This window comes from Risungbinella massiliensis (assembly GCF_000942395.1).
Taxonomy (GTDB): Bacteria; Bacillota; Bacilli; order Thermoactinomycetales; family Thermoactinomycetaceae; genus Risungbinella; species Risungbinella massiliensis.
This window is the reverse complement of sequence record NZ_LN812102.1, coordinates 1,920,252-1,935,712: the sequence shown is the minus strand read 5'-3', so window position 1 is coordinate 1,935,712 and position 15,461 is coordinate 1,920,252. Positions and strand designations below refer to the sequence as shown.

15 protein-coding genes are annotated in these 15,461 nt (G+C 40.9%); 14 read left to right on the top strand and 1 reads right to left on the bottom strand.

Going from position 1 to position 15,461, the window contains the following annotated elements; genetic code table 11:
- The first annotated feature begins 1 nt into the window (after nucleotide 1).
- From VJ09_RS10060 to VJ09_RS09995, 14 genes are all read left to right on the top strand, one after another.
- Complete coding sequence (locus VJ09_RS10060) at nucleotides 2–1,102, top strand: NADH-quinone oxidoreductase subunit D (protein ID WP_044641322.1); 1,101 nt, start codon at nucleotides 2–4, stop codon at nucleotides 1,100–1,102.
- Entirely contained in the window at nucleotides 1,103–2,077 is a 975-nt protein-coding gene (gene nuoH / locus VJ09_RS10055) for an NADH-quinone oxidoreductase subunit NuoH (RefSeq protein ID WP_044641321.1), read from the top strand.
- A 193-nt stretch (nucleotides 2,078–2,270) separates the two neighbouring features.
- Complete coding sequence (gene nuoI / locus VJ09_RS10050; RefSeq protein WP_044641320.1) at nucleotides 2,271–2,720, top strand: NADH-quinone oxidoreductase subunit NuoI; 450 nt, start codon at nucleotides 2,271–2,273, stop codon at nucleotides 2,718–2,720.
- Nucleotides 2,717–3,223: an NADH-quinone oxidoreductase subunit J gene (locus VJ09_RS10045; protein WP_044641319.1), complete on the top strand. Its 507-nt coding sequence runs from the start codon at nucleotides 2,717–2,719 to the stop codon at nucleotides 3,221–3,223. Before nuoI ends, VJ09_RS10045 begins: the two co-directional genes overlap by 4 nt.
- Nucleotides 3,223–3,528, top strand: coding sequence for an NADH-quinone oxidoreductase subunit NuoK (nuoK, locus tag VJ09_RS10040; protein ID WP_044641318.1), 306 nt, complete (start codon nucleotides 3,223–3,225; stop codon nucleotides 3,526–3,528). Before VJ09_RS10045 ends, nuoK begins: the two co-directional genes overlap by 1 nt.
- A gap of 17 nt (nucleotides 3,529–3,545) precedes the next feature.
- Complete coding sequence (gene nuoL, locus VJ09_RS10035; protein WP_044641317.1) at nucleotides 3,546–5,387, top strand: NADH-quinone oxidoreductase subunit L; 1,842 nt, start codon at nucleotides 3,546–3,548, stop codon at nucleotides 5,385–5,387.
- Entirely contained in the window at nucleotides 5,384–6,895 is a 1,512-nt protein-coding gene (locus tag VJ09_RS10030; RefSeq protein WP_044641316.1) for a complex I subunit 4 family protein, read from the top strand. Before nuoL ends, VJ09_RS10030 begins: the two co-directional genes overlap by 4 nt.
- A gap of 4 nt (nucleotides 6,896–6,899) precedes the next feature.
- Nucleotides 6,900–8,372 (top strand): NADH-quinone oxidoreductase subunit N, encoded by a 1,473-nt coding sequence (locus VJ09_RS10025; protein WP_044641315.1) that lies wholly within the window; start codon nucleotides 6,900–6,902, stop codon nucleotides 8,370–8,372.
- A gap of 274 nt (nucleotides 8,373–8,646) precedes the next feature.
- Nucleotides 8,647–8,889, top strand: a complete 243-nt coding sequence (locus tag VJ09_RS10020; protein WP_044641314.1) for a DUF1146 domain-containing protein — start codon at nucleotides 8,647–8,649, stop codon at nucleotides 8,887–8,889.
- Between the two features lie 106 nt (nucleotides 8,890–8,995).
- Nucleotides 8,996–9,724, top strand: a complete 729-nt coding sequence (locus VJ09_RS10015; protein WP_044641313.1) for a YwmB family TATA-box binding protein — start codon at nucleotides 8,996–8,998, stop codon at nucleotides 9,722–9,724.
- A 20-nt stretch (nucleotides 9,725–9,744) separates the two neighbouring features.
- Nucleotides 9,745–11,049: a UDP-N-acetylglucosamine 1-carboxyvinyltransferase gene (gene murA, locus VJ09_RS10010; protein ID WP_044641312.1), complete on the top strand. Its 1,305-nt coding sequence runs from the start codon at nucleotides 9,745–9,747 to the stop codon at nucleotides 11,047–11,049.
- A 166-nt stretch (nucleotides 11,050–11,215) separates the two neighbouring features.
- Entirely contained in the window at nucleotides 11,216–12,286 is a 1,071-nt protein-coding gene (gene spoIID, locus VJ09_RS10005; RefSeq protein ID WP_044641311.1) for a stage II sporulation protein D, read from the top strand.
- A 344-nt stretch (nucleotides 12,287–12,630) separates the two neighbouring features.
- Nucleotides 12,631–13,725: a DUF2157 domain-containing protein gene (locus tag VJ09_RS10000; protein WP_044641310.1), complete on the top strand. Its 1,095-nt coding sequence runs from the start codon at nucleotides 12,631–12,633 to the stop codon at nucleotides 13,723–13,725.
- Nucleotides 13,697–14,251 carry a GDYXXLXY domain-containing protein gene (locus tag VJ09_RS09995; protein WP_044641309.1) on the top strand — a complete coding sequence of 185 codons (555 nt, stop codon included), beginning with the start codon at nucleotides 13,697–13,699 and terminating at the stop codon, nucleotides 14,249–14,251. Before VJ09_RS10000 ends, VJ09_RS09995 begins: the two co-directional genes overlap by 29 nt.
- 46 nt (nucleotides 14,252–14,297) lie before the next feature.
- On the opposite strand, the gene splB is transcribed toward VJ09_RS09995, so the two are convergent.
- Nucleotides 14,298–15,317, bottom strand: coding sequence for a spore photoproduct lyase (gene splB, locus VJ09_RS09990; RefSeq protein ID WP_044641308.1), 1,020 nt, complete (start codon nucleotides 15,315–15,317; stop codon nucleotides 14,298–14,300).
- Nucleotides 15,318–15,461: the final 144 nt, after the last annotated feature.

Below are 15,461 nucleotides of genomic sequence, written 5' to 3'. Positions count from 1 at the left end.
CGTGGTACGGACAGAAGAGATGTTACTAAACGTAGGACCACAACATCCTAGTACACACGGGGTATTACGGTTAGTAGTTCAAATTGATGGAGAGCAGATTCGCCATGTAGAGCCAGTAGTAGGTTATCTGCATCGGGGAACAGAGAAATTGGCAGAGGATCTCACTTATACACAGATCATTCCATATACCGACCGAATGGATTATTTATCTGCCATGACCAATAACTATGCCATTGTTCATGCAACAGAAGCACTGATGGATCTAGAAATTCCAGAGAGAGCAGAGTTTTTACGGATTATCGTAATGGAGCTTAATCGTGTAGCTAGCCACCTAGTTTGGATGGGAACCTATCTTCTAGATGTGGGAGCGATGAGTCCATTTCTATATGCTTTTCGAGATCGGGAAGAGATTTTGAACTTATTTAATGAACTATGTGGAGCAAGATTGACCTATAACTATATGCGAGTAGGTGGAGTTAAATGGGATGCGCCACCTGGATGGATCGAAAAAGTACATCAGTTTGTCGAGTATATGAAAAAGCAAATGAAAGAATATCATGGACTGATTACAGGGAATGAAATTTTCCGCCAGCGAACGATGGGTGTAGGGGTAATCACTAAGGAACAAGCGCTTCAGTATGCTTTAACAGGAGCCAATCTGCGTGTCACAGGAGTCGATTATGACCTGCGAAAACAGCGTCCTTATTCCTTATATGAACGATTCTCCTTCCAAGTTCCTATAGGGGAAATAGGGGATCTTTATGAGAAGTACCTATTACGGATGCAAGAGATCGAAGAGGCGTTACATATAGTAGGTCAAGCAGTGGAGCAGTTTCCTACAGGCGGAGAGATCATGGGTAAAGTACCACGCGTGTTACGTGTCCCTGAAGGCGAAGTCTATGTAGGATTAGAATCTCCTAGGGGAGAACTAGGGTGTCATATTGTGAGTAAGGGTAAAGACAAGCCCTGGCGTCTCAAATTCCGCCGTCCCTCTTTCTACAATCTACAGATCCTACCCGAAATTCTAGTAGGGGAGAATATCTCCAACTTAGTCGCTATTCTCGGTGGAATTGATATTGTTCTAGGGGAGGTAGACTGCTAAATGACGCTTTTTTTATGGCTTGGACCGATTGTTTTGTTGCTATTAGTACTAGGATTCGTCACCTACGCCATTCTAGCCGAACGGAAAGTAATCGGTTGGATTCAGAATCGAGTTGGACCAAACCAAGTAGGACCTTGGGGTCTGCTTCAGACAGTAGCAGATGTTGCGAAACTTTTAATGAAAGAAGATATTATTCCGCAGAAATCGGATCGTGAGATCTTTAAGATCGCTCCTATTATTGCCTATGTGCCAGCATTTGCTGTATTAGCGGTCTTGCCTTTTACTGATACACTCAAATTCGCTGATCTGGGTGTTGGACTTCTTTATTACTTTGCTGTCTCTAGTATCACCACAATTGGGATTATCTTAGGTGGTTGGGCATCTAACAATAAATATGCTCTACTAGGGGGCATGAGATCTGCAGCCCAAATGATCAGTTACGAAATCCCACTTGTGATGTCGGTAGTCGGAATTGTCTTAACCACAGGCAGTCTGAATTTGACGCGCATCGTAGAGGCTCAACAGGATCTTTGGTTTATTGTTCCACAATTTTTGGGGTTTGTTATCTTCCTCATTTCCTCCTTAGCGGAATTGAACAGAACTCCTTTCGATCTACCTGAGGCTGAGTCGGAATTAGTAGCAGGTTATCATGTTGAATACACTGGGTTTCGCTTTGCCTTTTTTATGTTAGCGGAGTATGTCTATGTTTTTGCCATGTCTTCCTTGATTACAATCCTTTTCTTAGGTGGTTGGAATCCGTTATTTGGCTGGACTTTCATCCCGGCGATCATCTGGTTTCTCCTCAAATTTAGCTTTATGGTCTTTTTCTTATTCTGGGTACGTGCCACCATGCCACGATTACGTACCGACCAATTGATGGAATTTGCTTGGAAAGTTTTATTACCTGTCGCACTGTTGAACATCTTGTTAACTGCAATCCTCAAAGAAGTTCCGTTCTTTCAAAACTTCTACTAAAAAACCAATAGTTGCTCAAGAGAATTTCGTTATCAAGAAAAGCAAGTTCCATTGCAAAACTACATCAGTCCAAATGATGTTGTGAAATCACCAAATGAAATAGGTAATGGTAAAAATAAAAAATCCAATTACCAAAATCTTATCAACTAAATGAAAGAATCCAAGCAACACCAATCAATAAGGAGGGAAATCAATGTTCGGACTAGTAAAAGGCATGGGCATCACCCTCAAAAACATGACGAAACCTAAAGTAACTGTTAACTATCCAGAGGAACCCTTGTCAATGCCCGACCGTTTTCGGGGAATCCAGTACTTTGATCCTGAAAAATGCATTGTTTGCAACCAATGTGCCAGAGTTTGTCCAACCGATTGTATTTCGCTTACTGGCAAGCGCAATCCGGATCCAGAGAAAAAAGGAAAAGTGATCGATACCTATGATATAAACTTTGAGACCTGTATTCTTTGTGATCTTTGTACTGAGGTTTGCCCAACCGAAGCGGTCGTCATGACGAATAACTTTGTACTAGCTGAATACAGTCGAGATCAACTTTTTAAAAACATGAAGTGGCTGTTCGAAAATGATCAAAACATCCGAGAAGAAAACAATTCAGCTATGCCAAAAACAGGAGGCAATAAGAAATGAACATCAATGGAGAGACCATTTTGTTTCTGCTCCTCTCCTTTGGTGCTATTGGAGGGGCTATCTTTTTTATCAACTTAGAGCGAGTTATGCATATGGCGATTTCCCTCGCCTTCTGTTTTTTTAGTATCGCTGGGATCTATCTACTGCTTCATGCCGAATTCCTTGCTGTAATTCAAATATTGATCTATACAGGTGCTGTCTCTATCTTGATGATCTATGGGATTATGCTAACCAAGCAAAAAAAAGAAGAGGGGCAAGAAGAAAGGCGGTTCTGGGATCAGGCGACTGCATTTGCAGGAGTCGGAATTTTGCTGGTCGCTTTGCTATGGATTCTGAACCGTTTTCCATTTATCGGGTCTCCCGAAATAGGAAACTTCAAGCTAGTTGATATCGGAATGACACTTTTTAAAAAATATGTCATTCCGTTTGAGATTGCCTCGATCTTGCTATTGATCGCCCTTATAGGTGCCATCATCTTAGCAAAAAGAGAGGAGAAAAACTGATGCATCTAACTTCTTATCTAACACTTGCTGCAATTTTATTTTGCGTTGGCCTATATGGTGTATTAACGAAACGTAATGCAGTGATCGTACTTTTTTCGATCGAACTAATGTTGAATGCTGCCAACATTAACCTAGTTGCTTTCTCCAGATATGGGCTGATTCCGAATGTAACTGGACAAATTTTTACGTTGTTTACAATTGCCATTGCAGCAGCAGAGGCAGCTGTTGGACTTGCAATCCTTATTGCGCTCTATCGAAATAAGGCCGTAATTGAAGCGGATGAGTATAACTCACTCAAAGGATAAGGAAGGAGGTAACTTCAATGGTAGTCGGTATCTTATTATTTGCACCACTGCTCGCCTTTATATTGTTGGTCATTGGACGGACCTATCTCAAGAGAAATGGTTCAGGCAGCATTGCCATGCTAGCGGTAGGCTGTTCTTTTCTCCTAAGTACTTATCTTCTTATCCAGGGGATCGGAAGTGATAGACCTCTGACGGGTGCCAAACATCTCTGGTTTCAAATGGGGGAGCATGAGGTTTACTTAGGATACTCCTTAGAACCAATTCAACTGATGATGCTAACGATGGTGAGTTTGATTAGTCTTGTTGTTCAGTTCTATTCCATGGAATATATGAAAAAAGATTCTAGAATCGCAATCTATTATGCCTATCTGAGTCTTTTTACTTTCTCCATGTTGGGGCTTGTGCTTTCATCCAATTTGCTTCAAATCTATTTCTTTTGGGAGCTAGTAGGTGTCTCGTCCTTCCTGCTAATTGGGTTTTGGTACTTCAAAGAAGAAGCAAAACGGGCTGCGAAAAAAGCCTTTATCGTGACTAGAATTGGCGATGTAGGACTTTTCATCGCATTGGGATTGGTATTTTCACAGATTGGTTCCTTTGAACTGGATGTTCTTTATCAAGCAATTGATGAATCCACCATTTCTCCTGGGGTTATCACCTTGATTGCAATCTCTCTCTTTATTGGAGCAGTTGGAAAATCAGGTCAACTCCCGCTACATACTTGGCTTCCTGATGCGATGGAAGGACCTACTCCCGTCAGTGCGTTGATCCATGCAGCGACGATGGTAGCCGCAGGGGTGTATCTGGTGGCATTTACGTTCCCTGTCTTTGAGGCGAGTACAGTGGCATTGAATGTCGTAGCATATGTTGGAGGAATTACAGCTATCTTTGCTGCGATTGTCGCAATCGGACAGAATGATCTCAAACGTATCTTGGCATATTCTACTGTCAGTCAGTTGGGCTACATGATGCTGGCACTAGGTTCTGGTAGCACGGTAGCAGGTACCTTTCATCTGCTTACCCACGCATTCTTTAAAGCCTTGCTATTTTTAGGAGCGGGGGCGATCATGCTTGTTTATCACCACCATCAAGATATACGGAAGATGGGTGGACTTTGGAAACGAGAAAAAGGATTAGGTGTCCTGTTTTTGACCGGGTGCTTGGCGATTGCAGGGATTCCTCCTTTCTCTGGCTTTTTCTCGAAAGATGAGATTCTCGTCTCTGTTTATCAATCGGGGCACCTTGTCTTATTTGTAATTGCTGTAGTAGGTGCTATGTTAACGGCTTTTTATATGTTCCGTCTCTTTTTCACTATCTTTTGGGGAGAAGAAAAACGCAATGTATATCAGAAAGTAGGAGCTTTTACTAGAGTGCCACTCTATTTTCTAGCAACTCTTAGTGTATTGGTTGGGTTTTTACAGTTTCCTACTACACACTTTACTGCCTTTTTACAAGAGAATGAGCATGTTGTTACTCCTATATGGATCCCTATTCTGGCAACTGGAGTTTCTGTTCTTGGTATTGCATTAGCTTATTTCTTGTATGTTCGCCAACCAGGGAAATCTGCCAAATTAACAGCTGGTCTACCAATGGTTCGTCAATTTGTTCGTAGAGCTTTTTATGTAAATGAAATGTACCAAGTGGCCTTTGTCTATCCACTAAAGGGACTAGGTTGGATTTTAACAGGACTAGATCGCTTTGGAATCGGAGCCTTGGCAAAAGGAACTACTTGGTTTGTCCAGATGATTGGAAAAGGTGGCTCCAAGTTCCAAGACGGACAAGTACAACGATATTTACTTGTTAGTCTAATCGGGATGGTCGTCCTCTTCCTCGGATTGACTGTTGGGAGGTTGTTACCATGAGTTGGCTTACTGATTGGATCCTTTCATTGATCATCTTTACACCGTTACTAGGTATCGTTGTGATAGGTTTGTTGCCATCTAAAAGTGTCACAGGAACTAGATTTACGGCGATTGGAACGAGCTTTATCCCTTTTTTACTTGCACTATATGTATTTTGGAATCACCAAATTACGTCAAGTACGATCCTTTTTCAAGAGAAAGTGGAATGGTTCTCCATTCATCTAATAGATAGTGGGGAGTGGAATTTTGCCTATCATTTGGGGGTAGATGGACTTTCCATACCATTTTTATTGTTAGCTACTTTTTTGGTTATGATTGCGATGATTGCGTCTTCCTCCATTCGTAATCGGGTCAAAACTTTCTACCTGCTACTTTTATTTTTAGAAATTGGTGTAACAGGAGTTTTTGTGTCACAGAACCTATTGTTGTTCTTTTTATTTTTTGAGATTACGTTAGTTGCAACGTTCTTTTTAATCGGGATCTGGGGGCAGGCAGGCCGGATCAAGGCAGCATTTTATTTCCTCCTCTACAATGGAATCGGTTCTGCGATTCTATTAGTTGCGATTCTAGTGATTCAAATTTTGATAGGGACAACGGAATATCCAGAGGTTCGGACAGCTTTGGCTAGAGGAGTGGCGGAAGTTGGTACTGAAGTACCTTTAGTGGTTGCCTGTTTTGTCGCATTTCTTCTCGCCTTTGCAATTAAATTGCCTGCATTCCCTTTCCATACATGGATGCTCCGTGTACATAAAGAGGCCCCAACTTCCGTTGTGATGATACACTCTGGAGTACTACTCAAGATTGGTTCTTACGGTATCCTGCGCTTTGGAGTAGAGTGGTTTCCTACTTATGTTCAAAAGGCGAGTACTGTTTTGCTCGTGTTGGGACTGATTAATTTGTTCTATGGGGCAATTCTAGCTTATGTCCAAAAAGAACTGCGCCTAGTGCTCGCTTATTCTAGCATTAGTCATATGGGAATTATCTTGTTAGGAATTGCTGCAGGGACACAAACAGGTCTCCAAGGTGCGATTCTACAAAGCATCTCCCATGGACTACTTTCTGCACTATTGTTCTTCCTTGTAGGAAGTTTAGTAGAGAGATCCAATAGCACATTACTGTCGGATCTTGGGGGACTGGCCAAAACGATGCCTGTCTTTTCGGGGATATTCTTAGTTGGAGGATTAGGATTACTAGGCCTACCTGGACTATCTGGGTTTATCAGTGAGTTCTATGCTTTGATGGGGCTTTATGAAACACAGCCGGTTTGGGCTGCGGTAGCGTCGCTAGGTTTAATCTTGGCAGCTCTCTATGTTTTACGTGCAGTTCTAACGATCACTTTTGGTCAGACAAAGGAGAAAGCAACCGAATGGGCTGATCTCCGGTTATCAGAATCCATTCCGATGTTGGTACTTGTGCTGGCAATTATTTGGATCGGGGTTGCACCAGGAAATATATTAGGTCCAGTTCAACAAACGGTAGAAGCATTTTCTTGGATGAGGGGGCAATAAGCTGATGAATATACCATGGAACTTACTGGCGCCAGAATGCATTCTCGCTGTTGCCGCCGCAGTAATCTTGTTAGTTGAGTTATTGCTAAAAAAAGAGGAATCCCGCTTTTTGATCTATTTACTAACACTTGCTTCATTAGGTGCATCTGCTTACTTTCTCATATCGGAAATGGGATCATCGAGTGTATCTATTCTAGAAGACACCTATCTGATTGAGGCATACAGTCAAGCGATTAAGTTACTGTTAGTGATTGGAACTGCAATGGTGGTTCTCCTTTCTTCCTCTTTTACAGGGGAGCGGAAGTTTGCCGAAGGAGAGTTCTATGTACTTCTACTAACGGCGACCCTTGGGGCAATGATTTTAACTTCTTCCAATGATCTCATTACGTTATATGTAGGGATGGAGTTACTCAGTCTTTCTGCTTATATCCTAGTAGGTTTGCAAAAAGATCGAGCGGATTCCAATGAGTCTGCATGGAAATATGTTGTCTATGGAGGAGTATCATCTGCCTTTTTCCTCTATGGTTCCTCTTTTCTCTATGGAATTACTGGATCCACCAATCTAAGAGAGATTGCTTATTCATTACCAAGCGTCTATCAGATGGGCTATGAACCTTATTTCTATATCGCTTTCTTTTTTCTGTTAGTGGGAGTTGGTTTTAAGATGGCAACAGCACCTTTTCATATGTGGGTACCTGATGTATATCAAGGTGCGTCGGGAAGTGTCATTGCCTTCTTATCGATCGTTTCCAAAACAGCCGCTTTTTTGCTAGCACTAAGAGTATTTTTAGTAGGCTTTGCTTTTTCTAGTGATGGTCAATGGCAACAAGTATTACAACCAGCTTTCTTGTTAATTGCAATGCTCAGCATGTTGTGGGGAGCAATAGTTGCTCTTCGACAGAACAATGTAAAACGGATTCTCGCTTATTCTAGCATTACTCACGCTGGTTATTTGCTAGTGGCTTTTGTGAGTGAAACAACAGGTAGTAGCTTACAGATACCGAGCTTTTTACTACCAAGTTTGTATTTTTATTTAGCTGCGTATTTGCTGATGAGCTTAGGATCTTTGGCGGTTTTAAGCATTGTCGAAAATGCTGAAAAGGAGGCAGAATTAAATCGTTTTCAAGGTTTAGCTAAACGATCGCCTCTCTTGGCTTTTGCCTTTTCGTTCTTTTTGATCGCGATGGCGGGAATCCCCTTAACAGGTGGGTTTATCGGGAAGTTCTATCTACTATTGGGGGCTTTATCGGTGGGATCATATGTCCTTGTTACCGTCATGCTGATCAGCACGGTCATCTCCTATGCTGTCTATTTCCGTATTATTCGTCAGATGTATTTTGTGGAATCTACACAGGAAACAGAGAGTTTACCTGTTCCTTTTGGAGCGGGTCTGGTAATTTTGATAAGTTTAGTAGGAACCCTTTTGTTAGGAATTTTACCAGGATTAGTGCTCGATCAGATTCCAACTCTCTTTTGATGACTTAGAAAATCTAAATGAGAAAAAATAACTTGGAAATCAGGAAATTAGAAGATAGAATGAAACAAGCACTAGTTTCGAATACTAGTGCTCTTTTTCTGCCAAGAGTATGAAATAGCTCTAGTTTTTGCCCTTTTTTAGAGCAAAAAACGAATCTTTATTGAAAAAGAAATGAGGTTTTTCGTGAATACTCTGTATTTTTTTTGCGAAACTCGTCATTTGTGGTACCATGTACTTGTTGTGAGGCGAACCGATCATAGAGGGGGTGCATAAGATGGAGGCAACCATGACCCTAGGGGTATCTGCAATCATCAACATCTGTATCTCTCTCGTCTGTATCGTCTTTGCTTGGCGGGTATTATGGAACGTAAAACTAGAAAAATGGTTGCGAGTGCCGAACCCAAGTCAGGCGAGAGCACTACTAATCTTGCTTTCTGTTGCGATTGGTCATCAAGTTGCTCGTTTTCTAATTGATTATCTCGATTGGTCACGCCTGATCGGTCAAACACTTTTTTAGTATATGAAGTAATGTTTGGACGAGTGAAAACTTTCTGGAAAATCCTTGCATAACTTTTGGCTGCTCCGTCAATGATGGTAGCAAACAGGTTGTGAGGGGAAAACAAATGAAAAAACGTACTACCATACTTTTTGCATGTGGATGGCTTGTTATTAGTCTTGTATTACTAGGAAGCAGATTTACTACCAAAACCAATGAAGAGATTTTAGTGGAAATAGCATCTAATCTTTCATTAGAAGCAAAACAGACTCAGTATCATTTTAGTGGACGAACAAAACAGCAGATGGCAGCAAAAGATGTAGATCGCTTTGTTACAGATCTGGCAAATCATCTATCTTTGTCTTCTGTCCAAAAAGATGTAGACCTAGATGGTATTCGGTATCAGGCGGAAAAACGATCTCTCAATAAGCACTATCAATTGCAAATCGTCCAAGATCGTCCAAAGGCTGACTTTGTGCAACCGTATGTGGTACTCTCTATACAAGAAACCGGGACTCCAGATCCACAGTGGCTCTTTATAAAAGAAGATCTTCAATCCTTATTACTATCTTTTGGACTAATATTAGATTATCATGTTTCCTATCAGTGGGAATCAAAGAGAGAGTTAGAATTACAAGGGACGATAAATCAAATATTGAACTTGTTAGATGCCAAACAAGTAGAAGGAATGGTTACGAAACGTACCCTAGCAGTCTCAGCACAGAGTCCTCTTTTAACTGGACAACTTGCGACAGGGAAAAGCTGGATGAATGTTCAAGTGGCTGCGAGATACAGTGATGACCAATCCAAGACGATTGTGACGATTGGAACTCCCATTATCACCATGGAATACTGATTGAAGCGGAGGCGAAAAATATGGAAAAAATTATTGTGCACGGTGGAGCGAAATTAAAAGGACGAGTAAAAGCGAGTGGGGCCAAGAATGCCGTACTACCAATCTTAGTAGCATCTCTTCTTGCATCTCGTGGTACTAATCACATCTTAGAAGTACCTATGCTAGAGGATGTCAAAACGATTACACAAATGTTAGAGAGCTTGGGAGCAAGAGTAGAGCTAAACGAAGAAAGTGTCTCGATCACGGCTGAAGACCTACCAAATCTCGATGCACCATATGATTTAGTGCGCAAGATGAGAGCCTCTTTCTTGGTAATGGGACCACTTCTTGCACGCAAGAAATATGCACGAATTCCTTTGCCAGGTGGTTGCGCAATCGGTAGTCGTCCGATTGACCTTCATCTGAAAGGCTTAGAAGCATTGGGAGTCCGTTTTGAAGTACATGCAGGACATATTGATGGCTTTGTACAAGATCGGCTCAAAGGAGCACCGATCTATTTGGACTTTCCAAGTGTTGGAGCAACGCAAAATATCATGATGGCAGCTACTTTAGCAGAAGGTCGTACCACCATTGAAAATGCTGCATGTGAGCCGGAAATTGTGGATTTGGCGAATTTCCTCAATAGCATGGGAGCGAATGTCCGTGGTGCGGGTACCGATGTGATTCGGATTGAAGGTGTAGACTTCCTTCGTGGTAGCGAATATACCGTTATTCCAGACCGGATCGAAGCAGGTACGTATCTAGTTGCTGGTGCTATCACAGGTGGAGAAGTTTTTGTAGAGGGAGCGATTCCTGATCATCTAGGCCCAGTGCTTGCCAAACTGCGTGAGATGGGTGTTACGGTGATGGAAGGAGAAAATGGTATTTTGGTTCGTCGTGAAGGTCCGCTAAAGCCAGCTGATATCAAAACTCTTCCATACCCTGGATTCCCTACTGATATGCAATCTCAGATGATGGCCTTACAGGTTGCAGCAGAAGGAACTAGTATCATGACAGAAACGGTTTTTGAAAATCGTTATATGCATGTAGAAGAATTCAAACGAATGAATGCCCATATTAAAGTAGATGGTCGTACTGCGATTGTAGAAGGCGGTAGTCCACTGTCAGGCGCTCAAGTAAAAGCTACAGACCTTCGTGCAGGTGCTGCGCTCATATTGTTGGGAATGATCGCAGAAGGGAAGACAGAAGTAACGGAGCTTCACCACATTGACCGTGGTTATGTAGGAATCGTCGAGAAATTGAATGCAATGGGTGCCAAGATCGAACGTGTGCCGTTTGTAGAAGGCGAAACAGAAGCAAAATCAGATCAAAAAAATTACGCATAAAAAGCGATTTTCTAGTGAATGTTTTGGAAACTCTCTTTGTGTATTACTAGATATTGATATAAAAAAAGGCAGATCCTTTTAAGGGAGTCTGTCTTTTTTTGGTTCTATGATTCTATGACTTACATAGTTTTAGAGAGAAGACTAGTAGAAACGTAGGTGAATCACTATGTTAAAGAAAAAGATTGCTTTTTTTATTGGAATATTGATTCTAATGATCCTACTTATACCGACTTTGTTGGTTAGCATGGCATCAGCGGAATCCTCTTTATCAAAAAAAACAAACCTTGCATCAATTAAGGAATGGAAAGAGCAGCCTTCCACGAAGCAAATACAGGTTCCAACGCAACCACAACCAACGGGAGATATTCTTTTACAAGGGCCAACAGTCAAAGTCTATCTTACAAAAGAGAAGAAAATAGTAAATTATCCACTAGAACATTATGTTCGTAATGTGGTAGCTTCTGAGATGCCTGCTGATTTTCATATCGAAGCGTTAAAAGCACAAGCAATGGCTGCCCGTACCTACATAGTAGATCGGTTGAAGAAGTCCCATTTATCTGATATGAAAAAATATGGGGATGCCCATGTGACTGATACAGTACAACATCAAGCATTTCAAACAGATGAAACACTTCAACGTAATTGGGGTTCAGCGTATCAAGAAAAGATAAAAAATCTAGAGAATGCAGTACTCCAAACATCAGGACAAATTTTGACCTATGAAGGAAAGCCTATTTATGCGGCCTTCTTCTCAACAAGCAATGGTAAAACAGAGAACTCAGAAGAGTATTTTTCACAAGCCTATCCCTATCTCAAAAGTGTGGAATCTCCATGGGATCAGCAATCTCCAAAGTTCGAGAAAACAGTAAGTATGTCCATTCAACAAATGGCAACGAAACTCTCGCAAAAAAGTAAAAAGCCATTAGCGTTCCCTACTATTGCAAGTGAAAATTTTATTATCACCAAACGATCAACAGGAAACCGAGTAGCAACGATTATCATTGGAGACCAAAAATGGACAGGACGAGAAGTAAGAGAAGCACTGGGATTGGCTTCATCTGACTTTTCCTGGGAAATAACAGGAGACAGGATTACTTTTCGAACGTTGGGATTTGGTCATGGAGTAGGAATGAGTCAGTGGGGGGCCAATTTAATGGCTAAAGACGGAAAGAAAGCGGAAGAGATTGTAATGCATTATTACCAAGGAGTGCGAATCGAACCGCATGGATTAAAGTAGGCTATCTTTCGAAATAGAAAACCGACCAGTTCTTTATCGCGACTTGGTCGGTTTTTCAGGGCTTTTTGGTTCTAGTTTATGTAAGACAAAGATCACTGGAAAAGTCATTTACATCTCATAAACAGAAATATTTATCGCCTGTGGGGGACTTACTGTAGAGATAGAATGATTCATTCTTTATCGAAAAGTCCATCAGAATAACAGGATTTCGTATATATTGATTCCCTTCTATCTTAGAATCTAAATATGTAGAGATCGTGATATAGTATAAATAGACGTAATATTCATTTTTTAGGGCTGGATTACGATTGTGGAAAGAAATTTATGTTAGGAGGGATATAAATTTGAAGAGAAAAGTTACCAAACACCTATACCAACAACTAGAAACAGAGTGGTTGTATTTGATTGAACAGGGAGTTCTCAGTGCAGAACAAGTTGAATCTGTTAGAAAGGAATATGAAGTTCAGAATTCCGTTTCCTTTCTAAAAATCGTTCTTTTGGTAGGAGCGATACTCGTAGGAGCAGGAATCCTCAGTTTTATAGCGGGGAATTGGTCTGTTATATCTGATTGGAGTAAATTTTTTATTTTGTTGGTTAGTTTGATTGTGTTTTATCTATCAGGGTGGTACTTGGAATCAAGTTATCCTAGAACTTCTTATAGTATGTATGCAATCGGATTGTTGATCTATGGTGCAGGGATTTTTCTAATCGGTCAGACATTTCATCTAGGTTCCGAAGCAGGTACAGCTTTTGTAGCTTGGGCAGTTGGCGGAGTAGCTCTTGCATTATATTTGAAGGATCGATGGATCTTTTTATTTTCTACGATCCTGATGGGAATCTACACGACGTATGCATTGTGGGATGATCAATATCCATTAGTGTTAATTTTATACCTTCCTCTACTTTATTGGATACATCATAAACTAGAATTAAAATCGGAAGCAATGGTGTTTTTTCTGAATTTGTTGATTCTGTATGGTATAAGTGCCTGTATTGGACTAAGTTCGTTGGACGAGAATTGGATTCCATATGTTCTCTTCCTGTTGGGATTAGGTATGATTTTTCTTCCGATCCCTTCTTATGGCAAACTACTAGAATGGCAAGGGGTGATGATATCTGGTATAAACGGGATTATTCTTACATTTGAGTATCCTTGGAAAGTGTTCGTAGGTCAGGAGTCGCAAACATTAGGACTTGGCTTCTCCATTCTTTTGCTAATCTTTTTAATTTGGATGTTGCGAAGGGGTAGCTTACCATCGCTTCTTATTTTGGCTGCGCTCATCTTTCGATACTATGTGGATTTCTCTTACGACTTTTTACCCAAATCCCTCTTTTTTATCTTAGGGGGAACAATACTTATCCTGTTTGGATTCTGGTTCGAGAAAAGTCGGAAGGAAAGGAAGATCCAAGATGGAGACTCGAAAACGTTTACCAACTAAGAACTTTTGGGCAATGCTGCTCGTTCCAGTATTGGTACTTTTAGCGATGGGAGCCAAACCATTGTATACAGTCTCTGTTGGGGAGGAGATTCAGTTACAAACTGTTCCTGTCGACCCACGAGATCCTTGGTATGGAGTTTATGTAAGCCTAAAATTTGAAGTGGAAGAAGTACCTGAGTCTAAAATAGAACCGGATGTACGCCAAATGATGGAGCGTCAAGGGATTGTACCTGTTTATGTTTTACTCCAACATAATGGGAAATCGCATGAGATTTCTCAAGTGACTGGTACTAGACCAAGTAAGGGGATTTATCTAGAAGGAAACATTGTTAGTTCATTGCCGAATCAGTCATTGGATGGTAGTATCTATCAGATTCACTATCCTGCTTTAGAACAATATTATGTAGAAGAAGGAAAAGGAAGAGAATTAGAGCAGATGTCCCAAACAGGGCAATTGGTGGCTACTTTAAAAGTATACAAAGGGTATGCGATTTTAACCAATCTGGAGAAAAAAACTCCTGAATAGTAATTCAGAACAGGATGGACAATAGCCAATGTCCATCCTTTTGTGTTTACGTAAAATAACTGATTTCCGCTTGTGGAAAGTATCCTTCAATGAGTTGTTTCATATGTTCTTTGATCGCTTGCATATGGGCATCTTGATAGACATATTTTGTACGTCCATAAGGACCCCATTTTTTCTTCCGAACCTCTTCTTCCATTACTAATTTGGTTTTAGGATAACGTTGTTCAATGATGTTTTTTGCTGTTTTCGTAAATCGATGTGTGATTAGTTCAAAGGTAATGTCATTTACAGTAGGCAGTTTTTCGCGCAGTTTATCCAAAAGGTCTTGATACTGCTCTTCCCATCCTTCAAAGATCATAATGGGAGCAATGATAAATCCCATAGGATAACCAGCTTTTGCTACTTTTCCGGCTGCGTTAATTCGATCCTCCAAAGGAGAGGTAGCAGGTTCAAAGTTCTTCACTACATAATTGGCATTAACGCTAAAACGAAATCTGGTTCGTCCATTATGTTTTGCATCTAAAAGGCTATCTACATTAGCATACTTCGTTACAAATCGGAGTCTTGCAAACTCGTTTTGCCCGATAAATTCGATTGTTTTCCGAAGTGTTCCGGTCAAATGTTCTATGCCGACTGGATCAGATGTACAAGCAGCTTCAAAAACGGTTTCTTGGGGCTTTTTTTCCTCTATGTACTTCAAGGCTGCTCCATATATTTCATCTAGATTGACATAGACACGTACATAAGGTCGATTCCCAAGGGTAGTTTGGAGATAACAGTAGTGGCAGTGTCCCATACAGCCCGTTGCAAGAGGTAGAGCGTAGTCAGCACTTGGTTTGGATTGCTCAAACTTGAGTGTTTTGCGTACTCCTACTACGAGTGTTCGTTTGGCGATCCGATACTTTTCAAGGTCGGATTCCCCAGGTAAATCGGTAATTCGATTATGAGATTTTGTAATTCTGACTGGGATATCGGTTTTAGAGAATTTTTCGTAGAGCTCTTTTCCAAGTGGATAATCCAAAGCTCCTGGCTCGAAGTATACGAGATCTGGTTGGAATGGTTTCAACTAGTTGTCACCTCCATATTAATGTCCCTTTTCTCTTTCAAAAGCATGTCATAACAGCTTCTCCAATATTTACCGTAACCAAAAAGATAATAGAAAACTCGTTTTTAATGAGAATTGAACAAATATTTCCCACCTTAGGTATAA